The 23,010-nt window shown below is 52.5% G+C and carries 25 protein-coding genes; 16 read left to right on the top strand and 9 right to left on the bottom strand.

Going from position 1 to position 23,010, the window contains the following annotated elements:
- Positions 1-69: 69 nt before the first annotated feature.
- The 9 genes from F3F96_RS03545 to rho all read left to right on the top strand — a co-directional run bounded on the left by F3F96_RS03545 (position 70) and on the right by rho (position 10,632).
- The gene (locus F3F96_RS03545) at positions 70-936 is read left to right on the top strand and encodes a shikimate dehydrogenase (protein WP_176961883.1); all 867 of its coding nucleotides are present in this window, start codon (positions 70-72) and stop codon (positions 934-936) included.
- Positions 936-2,633 carry a type IV-A pilus assembly ATPase PilB gene (pilB, locus tag F3F96_RS03540; RefSeq protein ID WP_176961882.1) on the top strand — a complete coding sequence of 566 codons (1,698 nt, stop codon included), beginning with the start codon at positions 936-938 and terminating at the stop codon, positions 2,631-2,633. The genes F3F96_RS03545 and pilB overlap by 1 nt, the downstream gene beginning before the upstream one ends.
- Complete coding sequence (locus F3F96_RS03535) at positions 2,633-3,826, top strand: type II secretion system F family protein (RefSeq protein ID WP_176961881.1); 1,194 nt, start codon at positions 2,633-2,635, stop codon at positions 3,824-3,826. Before pilB ends, F3F96_RS03535 begins: the two co-directional genes overlap by 1 nt.
- A gap of 75 nt (positions 3,827-3,901) precedes the next feature.
- Positions 3,902-5,464, top strand: coding sequence for a nitrogen regulation protein NR(II) (locus F3F96_RS03530; protein ID WP_176961880.1), 1,563 nt, complete (start codon positions 3,902-3,904; stop codon positions 5,462-5,464).
- A complete protein-coding gene (locus tag F3F96_RS03525) occupies positions 5,457-6,827 on the top strand; it encodes a sigma-54 dependent transcriptional regulator (RefSeq protein WP_176961879.1) in 1,371 nt (456 codons plus the stop codon). The genes F3F96_RS03530 and F3F96_RS03525 overlap by 8 nt, the downstream gene beginning before the upstream one ends.
- Positions 6,824-7,594, top strand: coding sequence for a prepilin peptidase (locus tag F3F96_RS03520; protein ID WP_176961878.1), 771 nt, complete (start codon positions 6,824-6,826; stop codon positions 7,592-7,594). Before F3F96_RS03525 ends, F3F96_RS03520 begins: the two co-directional genes overlap by 4 nt.
- Positions 7,591-8,190, top strand: a complete 600-nt coding sequence (gene coaE, locus F3F96_RS03515) for a dephospho-CoA kinase (RefSeq protein WP_370465494.1) — start codon at positions 7,591-7,593, stop codon at positions 8,188-8,190. Before F3F96_RS03520 ends, coaE begins: the two co-directional genes overlap by 4 nt.
- A gap of 23 nt (positions 8,191-8,213) precedes the next feature.
- Complete coding sequence (locus tag F3F96_RS03510) at positions 8,214-8,579, top strand: thermonuclease family protein (RefSeq protein WP_176961877.1); 366 nt, start codon at positions 8,214-8,216, stop codon at positions 8,577-8,579.
- A gap of 781 nt (positions 8,580-9,360) precedes the next feature.
- Entirely contained in the window at positions 9,361-10,632 is a 1,272-nt protein-coding gene (gene rho / locus F3F96_RS03505; protein WP_241697661.1) for a transcription termination factor Rho, read from the top strand.
- A 129-nt stretch (positions 10,633-10,761) separates the two neighbouring features.
- Here the strand turns inward: rho and F3F96_RS03500 are convergent, their stop codons facing one another.
- The 4 genes from F3F96_RS03500 to F3F96_RS03485 all read right to left on the bottom strand — a co-directional run bounded on the left by F3F96_RS03500 (position 10,762) and on the right by F3F96_RS03485 (position 13,611).
- Positions 10,762-11,388, bottom strand: a complete 627-nt coding sequence (locus F3F96_RS03500) for a pyrimidine 5'-nucleotidase (RefSeq protein WP_176961875.1) — start codon at positions 11,386-11,388, stop codon at positions 10,762-10,764.
- A 128-nt stretch (positions 11,389-11,516) separates the two neighbouring features.
- Positions 11,517-12,638, bottom strand: coding sequence for a Fic family protein (locus F3F96_RS03495; RefSeq protein WP_176961874.1), 1,122 nt, complete (start codon positions 12,636-12,638; stop codon positions 11,517-11,519).
- Between the two features lie 149 nt (positions 12,639-12,787).
- Positions 12,788-13,099: a DUF6172 family protein gene (locus F3F96_RS03490; protein ID WP_176961873.1), complete on the bottom strand. Its 312-nt coding sequence runs from the start codon at positions 13,097-13,099 to the stop codon at positions 12,788-12,790.
- A 98-nt stretch (positions 13,100-13,197) separates the two neighbouring features.
- Positions 13,198-13,611, bottom strand: a complete 414-nt coding sequence (locus F3F96_RS03485) for a response regulator (RefSeq protein ID WP_176961872.1) — start codon at positions 13,609-13,611, stop codon at positions 13,198-13,200.
- Between the two features lie 140 nt (positions 13,612-13,751).
- On the opposite strand from F3F96_RS03485, the gene F3F96_RS03480 reads away from it, so the two are divergent.
- Positions 13,752-14,369 carry a response regulator transcription factor gene (locus F3F96_RS03480; protein WP_255461179.1) on the top strand — a complete coding sequence of 206 codons (618 nt, stop codon included), beginning with the start codon at positions 13,752-13,754 and terminating at the stop codon, positions 14,367-14,369.
- 21 nt (positions 14,370-14,390) lie between these two features.
- On the opposite strand, the gene F3F96_RS03475 is transcribed toward F3F96_RS03480, so the two are convergent.
- The 4 genes from F3F96_RS03475 to F3F96_RS03460 are packed head-to-tail and all read right to left on the bottom strand — an operon-like array spanning position 14,391 to position 16,934.
- Complete coding sequence (locus F3F96_RS03475; protein ID WP_176961870.1) at positions 14,391-15,278, bottom strand: hypothetical protein; 888 nt, start codon at positions 15,276-15,278, stop codon at positions 14,391-14,393.
- Between the two features lie 34 nt (positions 15,279-15,312).
- Positions 15,313-15,480, bottom strand: a complete 168-nt coding sequence (locus F3F96_RS03470; protein ID WP_176961869.1) for a YqaE/Pmp3 family membrane protein — start codon at positions 15,478-15,480, stop codon at positions 15,313-15,315.
- Between the two features lie 22 nt (positions 15,481-15,502).
- Positions 15,503-16,561 (bottom strand): PA2778 family cysteine peptidase, encoded by a 1,059-nt coding sequence (locus F3F96_RS03465; RefSeq protein WP_241697638.1) that lies wholly within the window; start codon positions 16,559-16,561, stop codon positions 15,503-15,505.
- A complete protein-coding gene (locus F3F96_RS03460; protein WP_176961868.1) occupies positions 16,527-16,934 on the bottom strand; it encodes a PA2779 family protein in 408 nt (135 codons plus the stop codon). Before F3F96_RS03460 ends, F3F96_RS03465 begins: the two co-directional genes overlap by 35 nt.
- A 168-nt stretch (positions 16,935-17,102) precedes the next feature.
- Between F3F96_RS03460 and F3F96_RS03455 the strand changes: the two genes are divergently transcribed.
- Together F3F96_RS03455 and F3F96_RS03450 are read left to right on the top strand one after the other, a co-directional pair.
- Entirely contained in the window at positions 17,103-17,966 is an 864-nt protein-coding gene (locus tag F3F96_RS03455; RefSeq protein ID WP_370465493.1) for an SDR family oxidoreductase, read from the top strand.
- Between the two features lie 52 nt (positions 17,967-18,018).
- Positions 18,019-18,408 (top strand): rhodanese-like domain-containing protein, encoded by a 390-nt coding sequence (locus F3F96_RS03450; RefSeq protein ID WP_176961866.1) that lies wholly within the window; start codon positions 18,019-18,021, stop codon positions 18,406-18,408.
- 96 nt (positions 18,409-18,504) lie between these two features.
- On the opposite strand, the gene F3F96_RS12515 is transcribed toward F3F96_RS03450, so the two are convergent.
- Complete coding sequence (locus F3F96_RS12515) at positions 18,505-18,633, bottom strand: hypothetical protein (protein WP_255461178.1); 129 nt, start codon at positions 18,631-18,633, stop codon at positions 18,505-18,507.
- A gap of 119 nt (positions 18,634-18,752) precedes the next feature.
- Between F3F96_RS12515 and F3F96_RS03445 the strand changes: the two genes are divergently transcribed.
- From F3F96_RS03445 to F3F96_RS03430, 4 genes are read left to right on the top strand one after another with little or no spacing between them, the layout of a single operon-like run.
- Positions 18,753-19,145 carry a metallopeptidase family protein gene (locus F3F96_RS03445; RefSeq protein WP_176961865.1) on the top strand — a complete coding sequence of 131 codons (393 nt, stop codon included), beginning with the start codon at positions 18,753-18,755 and terminating at the stop codon, positions 19,143-19,145.
- On the top strand, positions 19,142-20,056 hold the full coding sequence (locus F3F96_RS12685) for an AAA family ATPase (protein WP_176961864.1): 915 nt from the start codon (positions 19,142-19,144) through the stop codon (positions 20,054-20,056). Before F3F96_RS03445 ends, F3F96_RS12685 begins: the two co-directional genes overlap by 4 nt.
- Positions 20,057-20,077: 21 nt before the next feature.
- On the top strand, positions 20,078-21,094 hold the full coding sequence (locus F3F96_RS03435) for a hypothetical protein (protein WP_176961863.1): 1,017 nt from the start codon (positions 20,078-20,080) through the stop codon (positions 21,092-21,094).
- Positions 21,024-23,006, top strand: coding sequence for a transglutaminaseTgpA domain-containing protein (locus F3F96_RS03430; protein ID WP_370465492.1), 1,983 nt, complete (start codon positions 21,024-21,026; stop codon positions 23,004-23,006). The genes F3F96_RS03435 and F3F96_RS03430 overlap by 71 nt, the downstream gene beginning before the upstream one ends.
- Positions 23,007-23,010 lie beyond the last annotated feature (4 nt).

The following is a 23,010-nucleotide window of genomic DNA, read 5'->3' as shown; positions in this document are numbered from 1 at the left end:
CAACTCGCAGGTTCCCTTTGACACACTCGGTTACTATTCATAAGCTGACGAAGCATGAAAACTGACGCAATGACAAAGATTTATGGCATCATCGGCTGGCCAGTGAAACATTCGCTTTCACCGGTTTTTCAGTCCACTTTTCTTGAGCAGCAGCAGATCAATGCGGCATACCTCCCTTTTGCAGTGGCACCTGAACAGCTCCAGCAGGCGATGCAGGGCATGTTGGCTCTGGGTGTTGAGGGCTTTAATGTGACAGTTCCGCATAAAGAGTCGGTGTTTCAGATGGTATCGGCTGATGATGATGCCAGGCTGATTGGTGCGGTGAATACGGTGCGTCGTAGCAGTGAGGGTTGGCAAGCGACCAATACCGACTGGCGCGGCTTTAAAGCGGTGGTTGAAGGGCTTGCAATTGCTGTGGCAGGAAAAAAGGCGCTGCTGTTTGGTGCCGGTGGTACCGCACGTGCTGTTCTGCATGCCTTGTCAGCACTTGGGCTGGAGACTGTTTATATCTGTAATCGAAACCCTGAACGGCGGGCAGCTTTTGTTGCTTTTGCCCGCTCCAGTTATCCGTCGCTGAATTGTGAGTCAGTGAGCTGGCAGCAGGATGAAGTATCTGATGCCTGTGCAGAGGCGGCTCTCCTGGTGAATACCACGACGGTAGGCCTGGCGTCAGATCAGCCATTCCCATTTGAACTCTCCGGAGCAGGAGCAGCTATCGATGCTGTCTACAAACCCGATGGAAATACCGCCTTCTGCAGGGCTGCAGCGGCAACCCGAAGTGCTGTTGATGGCCTGCCGATGCTGATTGCGCAGGGGGCTGAATCCTTTGCCTGGTGGCATGGCTGCGCACGCCCTGATTGTAGTAGTGCACTGAAAAATATCGAGCAGCAGCTTGGCAGAAGTGCCGTGCATCTGCCCGGCTGGCAAGGTCACTGATGAGTCGCTCCCGTCTAGGCGATATTCTGCTGCGCCAGCAGCGTATCACGCGTGATCAGCTTGATCAGGTGCTGCGTGAGGCTAAGCTCAACGGTGATACGCTTACCCTGCAGCTGGTGAAACAGGAGATATTCACTGAAGAGGAGCTGGTCGCTTTCGTGGCCCGTTCATTCGGCTGTCCGGTGGTTGATCTGAGCAAGGTGGAACTTGATCCCGAGGCTTCCAAAGTTCCGCTGGATATTCTGCGTAAAAATATGGCTCTGCCGCTCAAACATGAGGGCAATATGCTCAGGCTGGCCGTGGCTGATCCCTACGATATCAATGCCCTGGATGAGATCGCCTTTGTCAGTGGTAAACAGATTGATCTGGTTATTGCTGCCGAAAGTGATCTGATCAAGAAACTCGATGAGATGGGTGATTCTGATTCTCATCTTCAGGATGTCATGGCTGATCTGGGCGCCATGGATGTCGAGGTTGTCGAGGCCATTGATGAGGATGTCGATACGCTGAGCCTCTCTGCTCAGACAGAGGCAGCACCCGTTGTACGACTGATTAATCTGGTGCTGCTAGACGCAATTAAACGTGGTGCATCGGATATTCATCTGGAGCCTTATGAGAAGGTACTGCGGGTGCGCTATCGCATTGATGGTGTGCTGCACGAGATAATGCGCCCACGCATGAATATGCGCGATGCAATGATTTCACGCCTGAAGATTCTTGCCCGGCTCGATATCTCCGAACGTCGTCTGCCGCAGGACGGGCGTATTAAATTACGCCTCTCACGCGCCAAAACAGTCGATTTCCGTGTCTCTGTTCTACCCACCCTGTTTGGTGAGAAGGTGGTGCTGCGTCTGCTCGACCCTTCCAGTTTGCAGCTGGATATGACCAAGCTGGGTTATGGAGCACAGGCGCTGGGCTGGCTGAAAGAGACCATCGGCCGTCCCTACGGCATGGTGCTGGTGACCGGGCCAACCGGTTCAGGTAAAACAGTGAGCCTCTATTCTGCGGTTGCCGAACTGAATCAGCCGGGTGTCAATATCTCCACGGCTGAAGATCCGGTGGAGTTCAACTTCATGGGTATCAATCAGGTGAATGTGAATGCCGATATCGGCCTCGACTTTCCGGCGGCCCTGCGCTCGTTTCTGCGTCAGGATCCCGATATTATTCTTATTGGTGAGATCCGTGATTACGAGACCGCTGCTATTGGTATCAAAGCGGCACTGACCGGCCATCTGGTACTGGCCACACTGCATACCAATGATGCTCCCTCGACCATGACACGACTGGTGAATATGGGGGTGGAGTCATTTCTGGTTGGCTCTGCTGTGAATCTGGTATCCGCGCAACGACTTGCCCGTCGCATCTGTCCCGATTGCAAAACCGAAGAGATTATTCCGGCATCAGCCTTGCTGGAAGCAGGTGTGAGCCAGGCGGATGTCGCATCCTTCCATCCGATGCATGGTGCAGGCTGTCCGACCTGTAGTGGTACCGGCTACAAAGGGCGAACCGGTATCTATCAGGTGATGCCGATTTTTGATGAAATTCGCGAGGCGGTGTATGCTGGTCAGAATTCGAACCAGATTAATGAGATTGCAGTGGCCAAAGGCGTGAAAACGTTGCGTATGGAGGCACTGGACAAAGTGAAGGCCGGAGAGATCTCCCTTGAGGAGTGTCTCAGGGTGACGGTGGCAGACTGATGGCGGTATTTGTTTGGCAGGGAAAAAACAGGCAGGGCACTCCTCAGAGTGGTGAGATGGAGGCGAACAACCGTGAAATCGTCTCAGCAACGCTGCGACGGCAGGGCTTGAGTGCTATCAAGGTCAAGAAAAAACCGATTGAGATCAACCTGTTTCCCGAGAAGGTGGATGAGAAGGATATCTCCATCTTCTTTCGCCAGCTCTCCACTATGATCAATGCAGGCTTGCCACTGGTGCAGTGTTTTGAGATGGCTGAGAAGGGTTCTGAAAAAAAGGCTCTGAACAAACTGCTTAGAGATGTGCGTCAGAACCTTGAGGGTGGTAACCCTCTCGGTGAAACGATGCGTAAATTCCCCAAGGAGTTTGATCGCCTGACCTGCGCTTTGATTGAAGCGGGTGAGCAGGGCGGTATTCTCGACTCTATCCTGCTCAGGCTCTGCAGCTACAAAGAGAAGGCACTGAGTCTGAAAAGAAAAATCAAGTCGGCGATGGTTTATCCTGTCGCCATTCTGGTTGTTTCGTTTATTGTAACTTCGATTCTGATGATCTTTGTGATCCCGATTTTTAGTGAGATGTTTGCCGACTTTGGTGCGGAGCTGCCGGCACCGACACAGATTGCCATGGCGATATCAGATATCTTTGTCGAGTTCTGGTATGTGATTCTGTTCGCGCCATTTGTGCTGTTGTTTGTCATTAAATCGATATATAAAACGCCGGCAGGCCATTATCAGATGGACAAGCTTCTGCTCTCACTGCCCATTTTGGGCGATGTATTGCGCAAGGCATCTGTAGCGCGTTTCTGTCGCACATTTTCTACGCTGGCTGCTGCCGGTGTACCTATTCTTGATGCACTGGACACGGTGGCCGAGACCTCCGGTAACGTGGTGATCGAAGAGGTGATTCTCGCCTCCAAAGAGTCGATTTCACAGGGGCAAACGCTTACCGCACCGCTGGAAGCCAGTGGTGTATTTCCCGTCATGGTGACTCAGATGATATCGATTGGTGAGCAGACCGGTAGCCTTGAAGAGATGCTGGGCAAGATTGCTGATTTCTATGAGGAGGAGGTTGATGTTGCTGTAGAGAATATGCAGCAGTTGATGGAGCCCCTGATTATGGCCTTCCTCGGTGTAGTGATTGGTGGACTGGTGATTGCGATGTATCTGCCCATCTTCCAGATGGCCTCCATCGTCTAACCCATTAAGGCCATGCGCTGGTTTCATCCATCCCACAATAATCTGGCAGCATGAGAAACGGCTGCTGATCTTTCTATGTCACTGATCTATTTCAGAGTGTTGGCAGGTGCCATCATCTCGCTGATTATCGCCACCTGGTTTTATGGTGATGCCGGTGCCTTTCACAAACAGATGCTGCTGTTCAGCGGTGTGCTGTTTCTGTTTCTGCTGGTCGTTCAGACAGTTCTTACCTACAGCAAGGTGGCGCTACGCAGTCAGTATCTGATCGGTTATGGCTCTGATGCCCTGCTTGCAGGGCTGCTGATCTTTGTCACTGGTGGTGTGACCAGCCCGTTCGCCTTTCTGCTGGGGCTGATCATTATCGCCTCCGGCCTGCATGCCATGCGGCTGCTGCCGCAGTTGATTGCTGTGTTTGCCTGTATCTTCTATCTGGCGGCAGCCAATGGTGATCTCTGGCTGCGGAACCAGCAGTTGCTTGATGTTCAGCAGGCGCTACACGCACTGCTGCAGGTCTCCGCCCTGCTACTGGTTGGTGGTGTGATGGCTTATATCTCTCGACGCCATGCCGCACTCAGTGCAACCAGTGATCATGCGGTGCGCCGGCACAGACAACTTAAGGACCTCTATGATCGAGTGATGCAGTCGATGCATGAGGGTATGGTGGTGCTTGATGAGAACCTGCAACTCTCAGATATGAATGGTGCGGCAGGCAGGTTGCTCGGTTCCCTGAAACTGGATGCCCTGTTATCTGCGCCTGAACTGCAGGCCTATTTTGAGCAACCAAGGCATAGTTCATTTCAGTGTGACTATGTCTTTGATGATAAAGTGCTGCTGGTGCGGGTCACCCGTCTGGAGGCGGGAGAGGATGCGACATGGCTGTTGACGTTGGTTGATATCAGTGAGGTGCGCAAGCTGGAGGGAGAGCTGCTGCAGCAGGAGAAGATGGCGGCACTGGGTCAGATGGCGGCGATGCTGGCACATGAGATTCGTAATCCGATTCAGACCATGGCGCAGGGGCTTGAATTTATCGGTATGGATGCAGAGAGGGATATCAACATTAAAGGAATCATGCACGATGAGATGCTGCGTCTGAACAGGCTGGTCTCTACGATGCTGGAGTACTCCAAACCGCTGCGGCCTCGGCCTGTTTCAGCTGCTGTTGCCGAGTTGATAGATGCTGCTGTGAAGCAGGTTGAGATGGGCGGGGCAAAGCATGTGCAGTGGCAGTGTGATGCTGATCGTCTGCATCTGGACCCTGACCATTTTCGATTGCTGCTGGATAACCTGCTATCCAACGCGCTGGCCAACAGGGATGAGAATGGTGAGGTTCGCATAGAGATGCATGCCAGTGGTTTGAGATGGAACCTGAAGGTCTGCAACCCCGGGTTGGTTGCCGATGAGCTGAAAAGCAGGCTTTTCGAGCCGTTTGTCAGTGGTCGTTCTCGCGGTGTTGGTTTGGGATTAGCAACGGTTCAGCAGGTGTGCCGGGCCAATGGCTGGCTGATTGATGTAATTTGCAGAGATGGGATTACCTGTTTTAATGTCACCTGTTTAAGTAGTGATTTTGTTGTGCCAGAGCGTGAATCCGGAGATAGTGAAGCTCAGAAGCAGATAAGTGTGGAGGAGAGTGATGGCTGATATTCTGCTGGTTGAAGATGAAGCCAACGCCAGACAGATACTTACGCTGGGGTTGAATCTTCAGGGTCATCAGGTGAGTGGCTGTGGCTCTGCGGAAGAGGCACAAAACCTGATGCAGAGTCAGGAGTTTGATGTGGTGCTGACGGATCTGCGCATGGACGGGCGTGATGCAGGGCTTGAGGTGATTCGTATGGGGCGAGAGCTGCAGCCGGATGCCCGCATTTTGCTGCTTACCGCTTATGCCAGTGCCGACACCGCTGTTGCTGCGATGAAAGAGGGTGCATTCGATTATCTGACCAAACCGGTCTCAGCGGAAGAGCTGGCAGCGGCTGTAGAGAGGGCACTGGCTGATAGCGCTGCAGCTGAAACTGTGACTGCTGAGCAGAAAGATGAAAGCTCCAGCAGCAAGCATGAGATGCTGATAGGTGTCTCTGAGGCGATGAAGAGGGTGCGCTCAAGGCTTGGGCGGGCTGCACAGTCGGATTTCACGGTGCTGATCAGCGGGGAGTCAGGGACAGGTAAAGAGCTTGCCGCAAGGTATGTACATGCTTCATCAAAGCGGGCCAGAGAGGCTTTTGTTCCTGTGCATTGCGGTGCTATTCCTGAAGGACTATTTGAGTCTGAGCTGTTCGGCCACCGTAAAGGTGCATTTACCGGTGCCGATTATGATCGCAATGGACTCATTGAAGCTGCCAATGGTGGTACGCTGTTTCTCGATGAGGTGGGTGAGATGCCGCTTGCGGTGCAGGTTAAACTGCTGCGTGTTCTGCAGGAGCGCTCTGTACGCCGCGTTGGTGATGATCATGAGCACGACGTTGATCTTCGTATCATTGCAGCGACCAATCGCGATCTGGAAGCCGAGGTACGCAAGGGCGCGTTCCGGGAGGATCTCTTCTTCCGCCTGAATGTGGTGCCGGTGCATATGCCGCCACTGCGCCAGCGCAGTGAGGATATCCCTGAACTGGCAACAGCTATTGTGCGTCAGTGGAGTGGTGGCCGCTCCAGACTGAGTAAGAGTTGCCTGAGCAGACTCTGTGAGCTCCCCTTTATGGGCAATGTGCGCGAGCTGGAGAATCTGCTGCAGCGCATGCTCGCCCTCTCTGAAAGTGGGGAGCTGGACACAGCCCTGCTCAATGAACTTTATGCCGTTAAACAGCCTGAAGCCGAGGTCTCACTGTCGCGCCTTCAGGAGCAGGAAAAAGATCTCGATAGCTGGCTGGAGCAGATAGAGCGGCAGTTGATTGATGAGGCGCTGAGCAAAACCGGTGGTAATATTACCCGCGCAGCCGAGCAACTTGGCATCAGCTTCCGCTCGATGCGTTACAGGTTGAAAAAGCTGGGTCTCTCCGGAGCCGATGAGTGACGCTGTTTGTTGTTACTGCTTCTCTATTAGGACTGATCTTTGGCAGCTTTGCCAATGTCTGCGTACATCGGATTCCGCGCCGGGAGTCGATTGCATTTCCGGGTAGCCACTGCCCAACCTGCAGTCATGCCATCGCTTTAAGCGATAATGTTCCACTGCTCTCATGGCTTCTGCTCAAAGGTGCCTGTCGCCACTGCGCTTCACCCATCTCATGGCGCTATCCGCTGTTGGAGTTGCTGATGGGGCTCAGCTGGGGTGGCCTGGCATGGCTCTATGGCCCCACGCCCATACTGCTCGTAGCCATCACGCTGTTTTTCCTGCTCTGGATTCTGACCCTCATAGATATGGAGACAGGGCTTTTGCCCAATGCACTCACCTTTCCCGGTATCGCACTTGGGCTTATTTTTTCATGGTGGATCGGTGACTGGCAGGCGGCTCTGATTGGAACTGTGGCCGGTTACGCGGTGTTCTGGCTGGTGGCGCGCCTGTTTCTGCTGATCACCGGGCGCGAGGGCATGGGTTATGGTGATTTCAAGCTGTTGGCTATGCTGGGGGCTTTTATGGGTTGGCAGGCACTGCCATTTATTATTCTCACATCATCAGTGACCGGAGTAGTGATCGGTTCGATCTTTCTACTGCTCTCCAGGCGTGGCATGCGCGCTGAGATTCCTTTCGGCCCCTATCTGGCTGTAGCGGGCATGATCTGGTTTGTTGCCGGTTCCGATATTCTTAACTGGTATGCGGATCTGATTGGTATGAGCCTGTGACAGGGCCTCTGCCTATTGGACTCACCGGTGGCATCGGTAGCGGTAAAAGCAGTGCTGCAACGATGTTCCAGAGCCTTGGTGTGCCTGTGCTGGATCTGGATCGGGTTGGGCATGAGGTGGTTGCCCCCGGTTCTGATGGGCTGAACCAGCTTATTCAGACCTTTGGTCAAAGCATGCTCAATAGTGATGGCTCTCTGAATCGCGGCGCACTCGCCGCCCACTGCTTTGGTAGTGCTGAGGAGACAGCGCGATTGAACGCATTGATGCACCCGCTGATCTGGCAGGCGGAGGCACTCTGGCTGGAGAAACAGCAGACTCCTTATGTGATAATCGAGGCTTCGGTGCTGCTTGAGTCGGGAGGCGCCGGGCGCATGTATGGTGTGATTGTTCTGCTTGCTGATGAGTCCCTTCGTCTGCAGCGGGTGCTGGCTCGGGGTGATCGCGATGCGAAGGCTTTTGCCGCGATTGTGGCGCGCCAGTGCAGTGACGAGACGCGTAGAGCAGAGGCGAACTGGCTGATCGACAATAACGGCTCTATTGAAGCGCTACAGCAGCAGGTGACCGTACTGCACCGAGAGATATCTGCTACACTGTAAACAAAGCCGTGCAGGAGATTGCCATGTCACAGATCAGACCCACACCCTTTCACTACCATGCCAGAGTAAGCTCCGTATATGACGGTGATACCTGCACAGTCGATATCGATCTTGGGCTTGGTGTCTGGAAATATGGTGAGAAGGTGCGCCTGTATCGCATCAACACGCCGGAGTTGCGCGGTGATGAACGGGCAGAAGGTTTGATCTCCAGAGACCGCCTGCGTGAACTGATTGATGGCAAAGTGATCCTGCTTGAAACTGTAAAAGATAAAAAAGGCAAATATGGTCGCTACCTGGCCGAGATCTGGCTTGCCACAGAAGATGGCTCGTGGAAGAACATCAATGATCAACTGGTACTGGAAGGACTGGCTGAGTACAAAAGCTATTAGGAACTAAAACGATAGCGCTTCTTTGTAGCAGCGGCGCCCACAGCGAAACCGTTGTTTACAACTTCTGCCTTAAAAGGGGCTGTTGCAGTTTGTTTATATAAGGTAGGCTCTCAGGGTTGACACAGGAAGCATGCGCATTTAGCAATGCATCCGTTGCCGGTCTTCTCCGGCGTTCCGGTTATCTGAAACGATTTGTCACCAATCAGCAATTCAATGAAGACGTCTCAGCCCAGTGTTTGACCCGTCTCTTCATCTGGAGTAACTCATGTCTAATGAAATCGATACACCACAGGAAGTGGTAACTTCTGAGGTAAAAGCCTCAGAGGAGAAACCTCGCCGTCGTGGCAGACCACGCAAGGTTGTAGTTGAGGTCGCCGATCAAGCGAATGCTCCTGAACCTAAAGTGGCCAAAGCGAAACCTGCTAAAGCAAAACCTGCTAAAGCGAAGGCTGCAGTGGTAAAAGCTGAAGCAGCACCTGCTGAGTCCGCGCCAGTAAAAGCTGAACCGGCCAAAACTGAGGCCGCACCTGCAAAGAGTGAAGCTGCACCGGAAGTGAAATCTCACCGTCGTGGCAGGCCGCGCAAAGTTGAAGGCAAACCTGCTGAAGCGAAGGCAGAAGAGTCATCGGCAGCCAAACCGGCAGAGAACCCCAGAGAAGAGCAGCAGCAGAATGATCATGGCAAACGCCCGCGCTGGAAGAAGGGCGACCGCAATAACAACAGTAACAATAGCAACAAACGTCCCCGTCGTGATGAGGCTGAAGAGAAGATCTCCGATGAGATGGATGGCGTTACAATTAATCTGAAAGAGGTTTCAGCCAAATCGCCGACTGAGCTGCTGGAGCTTGCCGACCAGTATGATATCGATAATGCCGCAGGTATGCGTAAACAGGAGCAGGTCTCTGCCATTCTGCGTGCTCACGGCCTGCGTTCGGGCACCATTTACAGTGAGGGTGTACTGGAGATTCTGCCGGACGGTTTTGGCTTCCTGCGTTCACCTGATGCTAACTACCTTTCAGGCCCTGATGATGTGTATGTATCCACCCATCAGATTCGCCGCTTCTTCCTGCGCAAGGGTGATACCGTTGCCGGTGAAATCCGTGCCCCGCGCCGTGGTGAGAAATACTTTGCGCTGAAAACTGTCGATACCACCAACGGCCAGTCACCTGAACAGGCTCGTACCAAGGTGCTGTTTGATAACCTGACCCCGCTCTATCCGGAAGAGCGTCTGACCATGGAGGTCGAGAATCCGACGCGTAAGGATATTACCGGTCGTATTATCGATATCGTATCACCGATTGGTAAAGGCCAGCGTGCCCTGCTGGTAGCACCACCACGTACCGGTAAAACAGTGATGATGCAGTCGATTGCTCACTCTATCGCCGCCAACCATCCTGACGTGGAGCTGATTGTTCTGCTCATTGATGAGCGCCCTGAAGAGGTGACCGATATGAAACGCTCGGTGAAGGGTGAGGTTGTATCCTCTACCTTCGATGAACCGGCTCAGCGCCATGTTCAGGTCTCCGAGATGGTGATTGAGAAAGCCAAACGACTGGTTGAAACCGGTAAGGATGTGGTGATCCTGCTCGACTCAATTACCCGTCTGGCACGTGCTTATAATACAGTGGTTCCATCCTCAGGTAAGATTCTTACCGGTGGTGTGGACGCCAATGCACTGCACAGGCCGAAACGTTTCTTCGGTGCAGCACGAAATATCGAAGGTGGTGGTTCTCTGACCATTATCGCAACTGCGCTGGTTGATACCGGCTCGAAGATGGATGAAGTGATCTTTGAGGAGTTCAAAGGCACCGGTAATATGGAGATCAAGCTGGAGCGCAAGCTTACCGATAAGCGTGTATTCCCATCGATTGATATTGCCCCATCCGGTACCCGTAAAGAGGAGCTGCTTACACCGCGTGAAGATCTTCAGAAGGTATGGATCCTGCGCAAGATTCTCTCGCCCATGGGTTCAATCGATGCGATGGAGTTCCTGCTCGATAAATTGGGTACCACGAAAAACAATGCTGAGTTCTTCGATCGCATGAATCAGTAGGGAATTGTGAGGAGTGAGGCGAGAGGGGTAAGGTATAGTATCCTCACGCCTAACCCGTTACTCTTTTCATCTCACTCCTAACGACTTGCATTTCTAAAGCCTCCGGTTCGCGCCGGGGGATTTTTTTATTTATAGACCGAGGGAATCAGGAAGATGGTGGAACCTGGGAATATGAAAATCCCAGTGACCATCGGGTTCGTGGGTGATCCAGACGGTTTTGCAGCCCAGTGCGCGGGCGACCTTGAGATTATCCGCCATATCATCCACCACCAGCGTGCGCTCAGGTGAAGCCCCTTCAGCATTGATTAGCATGGCCAGTGTCTCTTTGCAGGGTTTGGGGATGTAGTTGTTAAAGCGGATATCGTAGATCGCCTCAAAATGGTGGGCGATACCTAAGACTCCCAGAATACGCTCAGCATGTTCAAGGATGCCGTTGGTGTGGATCACCTTGCGTCCAGGAAGTCTCGCCAGCGCATCATCCAACTCATCATCGGCTTTAAGTATTTCATGGGCATCAATGTCATGTACATCGTGCAGGAAAGCTTCGGCCTCCATGCCGTGATGTAACATCATGCCACGCAGCGTGGTGCCGTACTCTTTCCAGTATTTTACCCGCAAGCGATCAGCCTCTTGGGGATCAACCTCAAGCTCTTTTGCCACAAAGGCGGTCATGCGTTTGTCCATGCGCGCAAACACCCCGCTATCAGCGGCATATAATGTGTTATCGAGGTCAATTACAGCTAAGTCGAATGGCATGTCTGCATGCTATCAGTTACGGGATAAGTTCACCTAACAAGAATCCAGGAACGGTTTGATGATCTTTCTTTTTCAGACTTACGAATGATTAGATGAATTCAGCTTGGCCAGTCCATTTAACTTTGTGTTCAGGATTCATAATCCGGATTCTGGAAAGGGATCCAGTAACGCGTGGTTTTGAGCTTGCCGGTTTTGGTGAACACGCCAAGTTCGACAAGCTGCTTCAGATCCCTTGTCGTTGTTGCAATCGGGGCTCCACTTATCGACATATACTTCTTGGCACTCATGCCGCCATCCCAACCTTCAATGCCCTTCTTCAACATGCAATCTAAAACCTTTGCCTGACGCGCGTTGATCTGACCATGGATCCGGTCATAAAGTTTTGTCTTTTTGATCAGAAAAGCTGTCAATCTCTGCGAGTGGTTGACGGCTTCCAACGTGGTCCTGGAAAAGTAATGAAGCCAGGGATTGATTGCCAGGCCGCTCTGATTGGCCTCAAGCTGATTGTAGTACTCTTTTTTGGTGCCTTCGATTACATGCGAAAGCGCGACTAAAGCAGGCTGATTTAAACTCTGTGAGAGCGCTTTTTCACTGAGCGCCCGACCAATGCGGCCATTGCCGTCTTCAAATGGATGGATCGAGACAAAGTAAAGATGGGCGATCCCTGCACGTGTAAGCGCTGGAAGTGGGTTGCTTCCTGCTGGAGAGGAGTCATTAAACCAATCGACAAAAGCGGACATCTCTTTAGGCACTGAAGACGATGGTGGTGCCTCATAATGAATCTTCCATTTTCCAGGCCGACCGGAAACAACCTGCATAGGATCTTCGTGGGTTCTGTAATTGCCGATATCCTTTAAGTGGGTGTGGCTCTGCATGAGGCTGCTATGCCAGTTAAACATCGTTTCATGGGTAAGCGGGGTGTCGAAGTGATGGTATGCATCCACCATCATTTCAGTTATTCCTCTTTCTCTAGGCGGAATCCTCTGACCATCTGCTATCAGGCCGAAGTTTCTCCGCAAGGAGATAGCAAGGCTTTCACGGTCAAGAAGCTCACCCTCGATTTTCGAGGTTTTTATCGCTTCTTCACTGATGAATTCTACAACAAGTTCTTTCTGATTGTTTTCATCGACATGTGAAAATGCACCCAGAAGCTTTCCGGCTTCAAACATAAACAGCTCCTCATATGCATTGAGAGCTGAAGAGGAGTAGATGAATTCAGGCCAGTTTTTTTTCTGCCAGTTCCAGGTCATGATGAGTAAATAGTACCGGTATTAATCATTGATGCAATGATTGGTGATTAATAAATGGCGGATTTATTAATCACTAAGACACAAGACCCTCTCTTGCTCTTCTCTCTTAGAGTGTTTTACTTGAATGAGTCTACCGGTTGGGACGGGTTTTAGTTGTTATCCGTTGATGCGGAGTAGAGGCCATCAGTTCTGTGAGTGGGTTTGGCTAGAATCTCTATGTAGAATGACTCCAGCTGATCGGTCTCAGCGCTGGTGATGCATTGACCAATATCTGCCAGTTGAATGGCCTCTGCGGCTTCTGGTGTTGGGCCGAATTTGCAGTCGAAATCCCACTGATCAAAACCTTCAGGCAGCTCTTTGAAGCGTTCCCGTTTGATGTATTTTTTGATATCGCGCCTGACATTGTCGATGAGCCGGGCATATTTAATTTTCGGGTGTGTCAGTTTGAATACTTTTTTCATGGTTCCTCACGATGGCTGCAAAACTTTCAAGTCTGCAATCCTGACTGTTCATGGCAGTGGCTGGGAAGTTAATTCTTTTGCGGCTGAAAACCTGTCGCTCAGCCTTGTATAGCGCTGGCCGAGTTGCACTGCTTCTCACACACGAGAGGGCAGCGGTCACAGGAGAGAGTTTGAGATACGATCGCAAGAAGGTTTTTTACATTCAGCGGTTTTTCGAACGTATGGCAGGTGGTTTCCTGCGGACTTTCAGGAAGATTGTGGTAGCCACTCATGACGATAATCTTCACGTTTGATTGGCTGGCGCGAATTCTTTTTATCAGCTCAAAGCCATCTATGCCGGGCATTCTGACATCCGTGATGATTAATCGCGGTTCAACATAGTCGTCTGAATGGAGATGTGAGAGGTAGTCGATCCCACTCTGAAAGCAGGAGATTTGGTTGCTGTGCTGTCTGAGAGCTTTGGATAGAAATTCAGTGATGAGCGCTTCATCATCGACAATATGTATCGGCATTTTTATATCCTTTATTCTTAAAGGGCTTTCCTTGCCCCTTAGCTGCAGCTTAGGGGAATTGATTGAATTGATAAATGCGCGTCAGGTCGTACGACCTATGATGTATTGCATTGAGACTCTCTACGATGTGAAATTGGATAATGCACCTTCTCGTAGTGGATGATAATGACATATTCAGGCAAATGTTGGTGTATTTGCTGCAAGATTTTCTGCAAGTGAAGACAACCATTGTCGAGGCTGATTCTCTGGAGAGTGCAGGCAGGCTTATCCATGAGTTTCACAACACTTTTGATCTCGTACTTCTCGATCATGAGCTTCCCGACGGAGAGGGGCTTATGCTGCTGGAGGAGGTGGGGTCGCAGTACCCTCATCTCAATGTCGCCATGTTATCTTCCTGGGAAGATCATGAGCTTATGCAGCAGTCGCTGGAGCTGGGCGCATCGGGTTATATTCCCAAAAGCACAACGCCTGCAGTGATGGTGGGTGCGATCCAACTGGTTCTGGCTGGCGGCACCTACATTCCACCACACCTGTTAGAGCATATGCCAAAGGGCCGATATACCTCTTCATCCACAGCAGGGGGAAGTCATCTGACGCAACGACAACTTGAAGTGCTGGCATTGTTGCGTATCGGATATTCCAATAAAGAGATAGCCAGAGAGCTGGAAATCTCAGAGGCAACGGTCAAAGCTCATGTTACTATGGTTTTGAGATCACAGGGTGTTTCATCGCGTACGCAGTTACTGGATAAGAAATAACACCGCTAATTTATTCAAAGACTATTGTAGAACGGGTCTGAGCCTGTTGCTCAGGGATATTGTCATCTCATCCACTGTTCTGCTTTTAAACAGGGCGATAAGCAGCCAGAGCATAAACAGGGGTAACAATAGAATCTGTACGATAAAGATGGTTAGATAGGCAGTCATCAGACTGAGCAGGGAAGCGACGATGTTTTCAGCATTCTCTACCATATTCAGAAATGCCTGCCGGGTTTTCTCTACTTTATCTGTGGCACCGGCCGTCATCGAAGAGAGAAAACTCTGGTTCTGTTCAGGCGCCATGCTGCTCATATCATCATAGTTTTGCGAAACGACAGAGAGTTTCTGCATCGATTCATCCATGCCCGGCTGTAACCAGTTGCTATACAGCGAATCACTTATCATGGCTGATGCGGGCAGCATAAAACGGAGCAACAGCAGGATTAGACTGAACTTTATCGCCAGCTGCAGTAGGGGTGTCATGCTGGCGCTGCCTATCCAGAGCAGTGGGATGCTCAGCAGTAACAGAATAGCGATGGTTTTAAACGAGATCGCTTCACTGATCTCAAAGCCGAGCTTCTGGATGCCGAGCGAGGCGATCGCTGCAACCAGCACCGATGAGAGGCGCTCGGTCATATCATCAATGGGGTCAAGGATCTGGCCTGCGGCGATGGTGACGCCGACTCCTGCCGGGGCAAGCTCCAGATGTGACTCTTTGACCACTGAAACCACGGCATTCACACCGCGTGTGGTGGCATAGGCGATAGTGGCGGCTTTAATCGATTCGCTGAAATAATCATCAGCAATGCGGTCAATGCCGGGAAGTTTTACGAATGAGAAGCCGTAAAACAGGGCGCTGGCCAGAAGCAGAAGCAGCGCGGTTCTCAGTTTCTGGCTGGAACCATTCATGGCTTTAGCGCCGAAGGGTGGAGAAAGGGAATACTTATCCCTTCTGGTTGGTTGCAACCAGCCAGATAGCGTGAGCTACACCGGGCAGGAAACCGAGCAGGGTCAGGATAATGTTAATGAAAAAATGTTTAGTCGCGCCAACCTGCAAAAAAGCGCCGACTGGTGGCAGGATAATAGAGAGAATCAGGTTCAGGATGCTCATGTGTTACTCCGGTAGTTCAGAATTATAATAGCGCATTATCCTGATTAACCCTCTCATTGTCGACAGTGACATTTGCAGGTGAAGAGAGCGGCCTCTCTGTAACTGCTGCACGTATGCGAATTACCTCTGATCGGGTCTGCTGGTAAAGCTGGCTGTTGCCATCAAGTTGCACAGCCTGCTCAATGGCCTGCATGGCAGCATCATATTGCTTCTGCTCCAGGCGCACCTGAGCAAGGTTATTCAGAGGTTCGGCAGCATCAGGGTGTGTTTTGGCAGCTTGATCAAAAGCAGCCGCGGCGCCATCCAGATCAATTTTTGCATAACGCATATTGCCCAGTCCCATCCATGCCGCCAGAGAGTTCGGCCAACGTTTGCTGGCTGCCTCATAGGCTTTGAGAGCAGCATCTGCCTGACCCTCCTGCTCAAGGTTTACGGCAGAGCGCAGGTAGGATTGCTCCCGGGCACCGGCAGGCACACTGCCCGCCATCGATACGACGATAGCCCATGAACCGCCTCTTACCCAGGTGCGTTCAAAGGTGGATAGCGGCATCCGGTAGTTCTGGGTATCGCCCGAGTGCAGGGTGACCTGCTGCAGATTCAGATCATATCCGGTTACCACAGCATAGTGCCACTGAGGTGCTACCTTCAGGCCAAGATTCTGTAATACGATCACAGGGTGGCCAGCTTTGATCTCTTTGAAAATATCGATCAGCCGTGGCGCAAGGGGGTAGGCGAGAAGTCCGAATCGACGCGGAAGCGCCTGCATCTCTACCTGCAGGGAGCCCTGCCTGCCGGGAATAAACAGTTGACGCCTCAGCGCATCAGGTGCGACCTCTACACCGACGAAGTTCATGACCATGGCCAGTGATGCCGGGCCACACTGGTAATCAAGCTGTGGAAAAAACGGCACATCGTTCAGCTGGGAGGTGGCAGTGATCGCAGCCGGTTTTTCCTCGATCAGTGCTGCACTCTGTTTAGCTGTGCAGCCACCAAGCAGCAGGGTGATAAAAGCAGCGGCCGCCAGCAGGCGGCCGAAAGCAGCTCTATTAATGGCCATGACTGTGCACGAACGGATAGACATCTGTAAATCCAAGAATATCGGTAACCAGCAGTACCACAAAAATAAACAGGGCTGCGCCGATCAGTGCGCCGACAATGCCACCTGCAGGTAGCTGATCAATCTTTCCGGCCAGTAGTTCCACCTCCTGATCACTCAGGTGAGCCACGCGTGTTACCGCATCTTCAGCTGCAATACCCTGCTGCTGAAGCTCCTGCTGCACCTCGGCACGATTAAGAAAGGCTACGACCTTTTCACGCTGTTGGCTGCTCTGCTGCTGCTCAAGCATCTGATCTGTACTAACCATGGCAGCATGGGCCAGAGGGATTTGCAGGTTTAAACTGATCATCACCATTACCATCAGTGAGATCACGCCTTTTTGGATGAATCTATTCATGGGTCACTCCTTTTGCCCCTATTAGCGCTCTGCAGCGAAGGACATAAGTGGATGCTGGGTGCTCAACACAACTGTTTCTGTGATCTGGCAAACAGTTCTAGTCCGGACAAGTTATGGCTGTGGCCTCTGAACGGGTCGCGATGTAAGCTGGTTGCCATGATTAAACCGGTGAAAAATCTCCTGATTCTGGGTTGTGGTTATGTGGGTGAGCGACTGGCTCAGCACTGCCTGCAGCAGGGTATAGCGGTGATCGCTACGACTCGTTGTGCCGATCGTGCAGCCCAGCTTGAGAATTCAGGCATTAAGGCCGTGGTGGCTGAAACGCCTGCAGATCTACCTGATAACTTGCTGGCATCGGTTGATGGCGTCATCGACTCGATTCCTTTAAGTCGCAGTGAGCAGGGCATGAGCGCATCCCAAACCCAGTGGTTGCCTGCGACATCTGCAAAACTGCTGAACGTGAAGTGGGCGGCTTACCTCTCGACTACGGGCGTTTATGGTGATGCAGGTGGCGCCTGGGTGGATGAGGAATATGTGTGTCATCCCACCAGTGCACGAGGCACACAGCGATTGGTCGCCGAGCAGTGCTGGCTGCAGTCAGGGTTACCTGCCGAGGTGTTCAGAATTGCCGGTATCTACGGGCCTGAGCGCAATATCTTTGCCCGCCTGCAGGCTGGCGATTACAAAGCTGTGACCTGGCAGCCACCACACTACTCCAGTCGCATCCATGTCGATGATATTGTGGCAGCAGTGATGGTGGCGATGCAGAAACCCAGAGCCGGGCGCATTGTTAATCTGGCCGATGATGAGCCGCTGCCACATGCCGATTATGTCACTGCGTTAGCTGGACTGATCGGCGCACCAGCACCTCTGCTGTTAAGTGAGCAGGAGGGGGAGGGTCAGCTCTCGCCCATGGTGTTGGAATTTTTTCGCGACAACAAGCGTGTATCCAATCACTTATTACATGCTGAACTGTTGCCGCAATTGAAATACCCATCATTCAGGGATGCGGTGGCTGATCTGCTTTGCTAAGCTGTCCTAAATTTATCAGGGCCGGTTCACAGGCCCTATCAGGAGATGAATCATGGCCAAGGGATTAATGGATTTTGCTGCCGAAGCGAGACTTTCGGTCAAAGAGATTACGGCAGCTGAGACTGAAGCAGGTATCGCTGCAGGCAGTGTGCTACTGCTGGATGTGCGTGAACCGGGCGAAGTACGGGAAGGGCATCTGCCCGGCGCGATTAATGTGCCGCGGGGACTGCTGGAGGCCAAAGCCGATCTGAATTTTCCGCATCGTGAAGAGCAGTTGCAGGATAGGGATCAGGCAGTGATCGTCTACTGCGCCAGTGGCGTGCGTAGTCTGCTTGCTGCGGCAACCATGCAGGAGATGGGCTTTAGCAACGTACAATCGATGACAGGTGGTTTTGCAGCCTGGAAGGCCGAAGGTCGTGAGATTGCCGGCGAATCGTGGTGAAGCAGCAAAATGAGTGATGGGTTATGTTGTCCTGTCGAAAACAAAAAAAGAGGGCGGTTTTCCGGCCTCTTTTTTTGTAACTGGCAAACTATGCTTCTACTTCATAAAGATCAGGCTGATCAACATCACAAACAGTAGAATGGCAATGCCGGAGAGAAACCAGACCATAGCACCGGAGCTTGTTTCAAAGTGATCCTGTTTTCCAAAAAACGTTGAATGTGGCATATCTCCTCCTTGGTAGCTTGAGATAGGGGTTAATCTGACGAAGGCGCTATTTTGAAGATGTGACTGGGCACACGAATATGGTGGAGCCAGCGAATAGACTTTTCTGCTACAGTTCCTGTATGGATGAAGAAGCGTTTCGAGTCATGGCTGAGGATATATTCAACGCACTGCCAGCCAGCTTTCTCAAGCTGATGCAGAATGTGGTGATTGTGATTGAGGATTTTGCACCCGAACATCAGCTTGTCGCGATGGATATAAGCTCCCCCTACCATCTTCTGGGCCTGTATGAGGGGCGCCCGATCACCGAGCGTGAGGCGGTTGATTCAGGCATGTTGCCCGATTTTATTCACCTCTACCGGGCACCTATTCTGGCTATGCAGCAGAGGACGGGGCAGTCGATTGAGGTCTGTATCGGTGATGTGCTGATTCATGAGATTGGCCACTATTTTGGCTTCAGCGATGCGCAGATGGAACTGATTGAAGCTGAGCAGTTTGGCGGGAGGAAGATGTGAAAGCTGAAGATGAGAAGATAAGAGCACTTCAAGATCAGCTGGCATCGGTACTGGCTGGCAAGGATGATGTTATCAGGCAGCTGCTGATTACACTGCTGGCAGGCGGTCATCTGCTCATTGAAGATGTTCCCGGTGTGGGTAAAACAACCTTGGCGCATGCACTGGCCAATAGTCTGCAGAGTGATTTTGGACGCATCCAGTTTACTGCTGATCTGCTGCCTGCAGATATTGTAGGCGTGGAGATTTTTGATCCGGCCAAGCAGCAGTTTGTCTTTCATCCGGGCGCGGTGTTCAATCATATCGTGCTGGCGGATGAGATTAATCGTGCTACGCCCAAGGCGCAGTCGGCACTGCTTGAGGCGATGGCAGAGGGGCAGGTGACCATTGAGCGGCAGACCCGCCAGCTGCCGCAACCCTTCTTTGTTATCGCCACACAGAATCCCCGTGAGCATATGGGCACATTCCCACTGCCCGAGTCACAGCTTGATCGCTTTTTTATGCGCATCTCCATCGGTTATCCGGATAGTGAAGCCGAGCGCAAAGTGCTGCTGGATGAGGCGGGGCAGGGGCGTCTCTCAGGTTTGCAGCCGGTTGCTGGCTGGGATGATATCATGGCAGCACGTCAGGCCATTGCAGAACTCAATGTTTCTGATCTGCTGCTCGATTATCTGTTGAAGCTGTTGCAGGAGAGTCGCAACGGTGAATGGCTGAAGCAGGGGATCAGCCCTCGCGCAGGCCATGACCTGATCAATGCAGCACGTGTTCAGGCCTGGCTGGCAGGTCAATCCTATGTCACTGCGGCAGATATTCAGACTGTCTGGTTACCCTGTCTTGCCCATCGTGTTGTAGCTGTCGGTGATAGCAGCGAGGCGTTAACCGCGCTGCTGGAAAGTGTAGCTGTTCCGGCCTGAACGACCTAAACAGGAGATTTAGTGGCCTACGATCCGGCTGACCTGAAACTTCCAAGCTGGCTCTTACGCTTTCTTGATCTGCTGATTGCCATTCGCATACCGCTTGGCTGGGGGTGGAGGCTTGGCTTTACGCGACCGGGCATCATCTTGTTCTCTGCACTTATCGGGCTGTGGGCGGCCGCACTCTATTCCGGCAACAACCTGCTCTATCTCAGTGGTGCGATGATCACTGCCATGAGCCTGGCCGCTATCGTGCAGACCCGACGCATATTAAAATATTTTCCCGATCCGGCAGCGCTATTACCGCTGTTGCAGCAAAACAGTGTCACGGTTGTACGCAGGGAGGCTGAACTTCTCATTCCGGCTGCAGCCGTTGTAGATATCAATTGGCACTATGGTGATGGTGTCTTTGCTCTGTCTGGCCGCTGTGAAGCAGGCCGACTTCGCCTGCAGGGGCGGATAAAAGCAGAGCGGCGGGGTCTCTACCGTTGCCAATCTCTCACGCTGGCCAGTGCCGCACCGCTGGGGCTGTTTCAGCTTGAACTGCAACGTGGTGATCGTGGTGAGGTGGTGGTCATGCCTGAACCTCTCAGCTGGCAGATGGATGGGCAGAGTGTTCATGCTGACTCCGGTCAGCAGCGTATCGGTGGAGATGAGTGGCATGATCTGCGTCTCTATACGCCGGGAGATGCACTGGCGCAGGTGCACTGGCGCAAGGCATCAGGGGATATCTCTGACTGGCGGGTAAAACGCTTTGCTCTGGATGCTCAGGAGGCACCTGAATCAATGCTGCGCGTTGATCTTCGCATGCCAGCTCATGCTGATGATGCGGCCTTTGAGGCTCTGCTTGGCCGGGTCTGGTTCTGGGTGTTGGCACAGGGTGAAAACGGCACCCTGATTCTGGGGCAGCAGCGTTTTGAGCTGGCTGAGGCGATGCGATCTGGGGCTCTGCAGCGGGCTATTGCCGGTGCCACTGCTGAAACAGATCCGGCAGCCGGTGTTGATGGTCTGCTGCTGGCGGTCAGCGATGATCGCTGATCTGCGCCACGACGCAGCACTACTGCGTGCCGAGCGACTGACACTGGCGGTGCTGTTGTGCGGTGTTGCCGCCCTTGCACTCTCTGATTTTGTATCCCCCTTCTACTGGCTGCTCTCGGCAGTGGCTGCAACCCTGCGTCTCTGGCGTGGGCCATCGCTGCACCTGAGTGAATTGCAGGCGAGTATTGTCGGTTGGCTCGGTTTCTGCTGGGTGATTGTTGAACTTGTTTTCGGTCGTGAGCTGATTGTCGCGTTTACCGATTTTCTGTTGATTCTCTCCTTTGCCATTGTTGTTGAAGCGGCCACACCACGTAATCACCTGCACCGCATGCTGGTGGGACTGTTTCTGGTGCTGGCGGCAGCTGTGTTGACTGACTCTGTTCTCTATGTGATTCCACTGCTGTTGATGATGTGGTTTCTGTGGCGGGCAGCAGCCTGCCTCTACAGCCTTAACTGGCCGGGAGGTGATCTGCCAGCAGTGCCGATGCGTCAGGAGGGGAGGTGGATGGTGCTGATGGTGGCAGTCACCGCGCTGTTGTTTATAACACTGCCACGCTTTGAATTTCATTCGCTACTCAAGGCTACACAGCCACGACTGCAGACCAGTGGTTTCTCCGATCTGGTGCAGTTGGGAGATTTTGCCCGCACACTTGATAGCAGGGTCATCATGCGGGTTGAACCGCTTGATGACTCAGCTGATGGCATCAAACAATTTCGCAGATGGACGATGGGTCGCTACTGGCGCGGCGCTGTGCTCTCACGTTTTACTGGTCATGGCTGGCAGAAGATCTCTGCCCGCCGCCAGTCTCAAATTGCTGCAGGTGAAGATCTGGTTGTGGCGGATGGGGGAAGTTTTAAGGTGGCGATGTATAGAGAGGCCAGTGATCACGCCTATATCCAGCTGCCGTCAGGCCTGCTGGGCATTCGCGACCTTCCCGAGGCGATTCGCATTGATGGGGCGGCAGCGGTTCAGTTTATCCGTGCTCCAGCCCGGCGGTTGCGCCTGTTAATGGATGTCGCCAGTTCTGCTGAGGCGGATGGAATGGCAGGGCCGCTGCGTCGGGAGCATGAGCGGGATAAAATCCCGACTGAACTGCGCCAGTGGCTGGACTCTTTTGTAGCCAGTGGTGAAGCACCCGAGGTGGCACTTGAGCGCATCGCCAGAGAACTGCGCGGCTGGGAGTATGACCTGAATACGCCGCTTGATGCCAGTAGACCGATAGCCTCTTTTTTACAGTTGAAGTCCGGCCACTGTGAACTGTATGCCACCACGCTGGCACTGGCGGCACGGGAGCTCGGTTTTGCTTCCCGCGTGGTCAATGGTTATCTGGGCGGTGACTGGAATGAGGTGGGTAATTTTTTACAGATCAGGGAGCTACATGCCCACAGCTGGAGTGAGGTGTGGCTGGCTGGATCATGGAAGCGGATCGATGCAACACCATCTGTTCGTGATGGTCTGCTGCATATCCGCTTCCCGACCCTCGATCAGCTCTGGGAGTCCGCCAAACTCGGCTGGTACCGCTATGTACTGGAGTTCCAGAACTCAGATCGCTTAAATTTTCTCAAATCGCTCTGGCAGAGTGTCAGGCTCTATAGCAACTGGCTTCTTTCAGCGGCGCTGGCCATAGGCCTGATGCTGTTGATGTGGCGATCTGCAGCGCAACTGCGTATACGATTGCGCAGGCCAAAGCGTGAACTACTGTGCTCTGAGCTTGATCGCTGGTTGCACCGTCGTGGTGTGCAGAGAAGGCCATATCAGCCGCTACGGGATACAGCATTGCCTGAAGGGGTTGCAGCCGAGCAGTGGCAGGGTTTTGTACAGCAGTGGGAAAGTGCCTGTTATGGCAGGGGTAAGTTATGGAACAGACATGATCTGCAACGCCATTTACGTGCGCTTTTGAAAAGCTACTGATACT

Origin of the sequence: Mariprofundus sp. NF, from assembly GCF_013387455.1 — a bacterium.
In the GTDB taxonomy this organism is placed as follows: domain Bacteria; phylum Pseudomonadota; class Zetaproteobacteria; order Mariprofundales; family Mariprofundaceae; genus Mariprofundus.
The sequence above is the reverse complement of the archived record's forward strand: the minus strand, read 5'-3'. Positions and strand labels throughout refer to the sequence as shown.

What these genes read in the sequence shown, in the direction of transcription:
- F3F96_RS03490 (WP_176961873.1), bottom strand. Translation starts at nt 13,099, where the DNA reads ATGAAAAAAGTATTCAAACTGACACACCCGAAAATTAAATATGCCCGG.
- F3F96_RS03525 (WP_176961879.1), top strand. Translation starts at nt 5,457, where the DNA reads ATGGCTGATATTCTGCTGGTTGAAGATGAAGCCAACGCCAGACAGATA.
- F3F96_RS03495 (WP_176961874.1), bottom strand. Translation starts at nt 12,638, where the DNA reads ATGACCTGGAACTGGCAGAAAAAAAACTGGCCTGAATTCATCTACTCC.
- F3F96_RS03530 (WP_176961880.1), top strand. Translation starts at nt 3,902, where the DNA reads ATGTCACTGATCTATTTCAGAGTGTTGGCAGGTGCCATCATCTCGCTG.
- F3F96_RS12515 (WP_255461178.1), bottom strand. Translation starts at nt 18,633, where the DNA reads ATGCCACATTCAACGTTTTTTGGAAAACAGGATCACTTTGAAACAAGC.
- F3F96_RS03480 (WP_255461179.1), top strand. Translation starts at nt 13,752, where the DNA reads ATGCACCTTCTCGTAGTGGATGATAATGACATATTCAGGCAAATGTTG.
- F3F96_RS03485 (WP_176961872.1), bottom strand. Translation starts at nt 13,611, where the DNA reads ATGCCGATACATATTGTCGATGATGAAGCGCTCATCACTGAATTTCTA.
- F3F96_RS03475 (WP_176961870.1), bottom strand. Translation starts at nt 15,278, where the DNA reads ATGAATGGTTCCAGCCAGAAACTGAGAACCGCGCTGCTTCTGCTTCTG.
- pilB (WP_176961882.1), top strand. Translation starts at nt 936, where the DNA reads ATGAGTCGCTCCCGTCTAGGCGATATTCTGCTGCGCCAGCAGCGTATC.
- F3F96_RS03460 (WP_176961868.1), bottom strand. Translation starts at nt 16,934, where the DNA reads ATGAATAGATTCATCCAAAAAGGCGTGATCTCACTGATGGTAATGGTG.
- F3F96_RS03510 (WP_176961877.1), top strand. Translation starts at nt 8,214, where the DNA reads ATGTCACAGATCAGACCCACACCCTTTCACTACCATGCCAGAGTAAGC.
- F3F96_RS03545 (WP_176961883.1), top strand. Translation starts at nt 70, where the DNA reads ATGACAAAGATTTATGGCATCATCGGCTGGCCAGTGAAACATTCGCTT.
- F3F96_RS03470 (WP_176961869.1), bottom strand. Translation starts at nt 15,480, where the DNA reads ATGAGCATCCTGAACCTGATTCTCTCTATTATCCTGCCACCAGTCGGC.
- F3F96_RS03445 (WP_176961865.1), top strand. Translation starts at nt 18,753, where the DNA reads ATGGATGAAGAAGCGTTTCGAGTCATGGCTGAGGATATATTCAACGCA.
- F3F96_RS03465 (WP_241697638.1), bottom strand. Translation starts at nt 16,561, where the DNA reads ATGTCTATCCGTTCGTGCACAGTCATGGCCATTAATAGAGCTGCTTTC.
- F3F96_RS03450 (WP_176961866.1), top strand. Translation starts at nt 18,019, where the DNA reads ATGGCCAAGGGATTAATGGATTTTGCTGCCGAAGCGAGACTTTCGGTC.
- F3F96_RS03500 (WP_176961875.1), bottom strand. Translation starts at nt 11,388, where the DNA reads ATGCCATTCGACTTAGCTGTAATTGACCTCGATAACACATTATATGCC.
- F3F96_RS03535 (WP_176961881.1), top strand. Translation starts at nt 2,633, where the DNA reads ATGGCGGTATTTGTTTGGCAGGGAAAAAACAGGCAGGGCACTCCTCAG.
- rho (WP_241697661.1), top strand. Translation starts at nt 9,361, where the DNA reads ATGGATGGCGTTACAATTAATCTGAAAGAGGTTTCAGCCAAATCGCCG.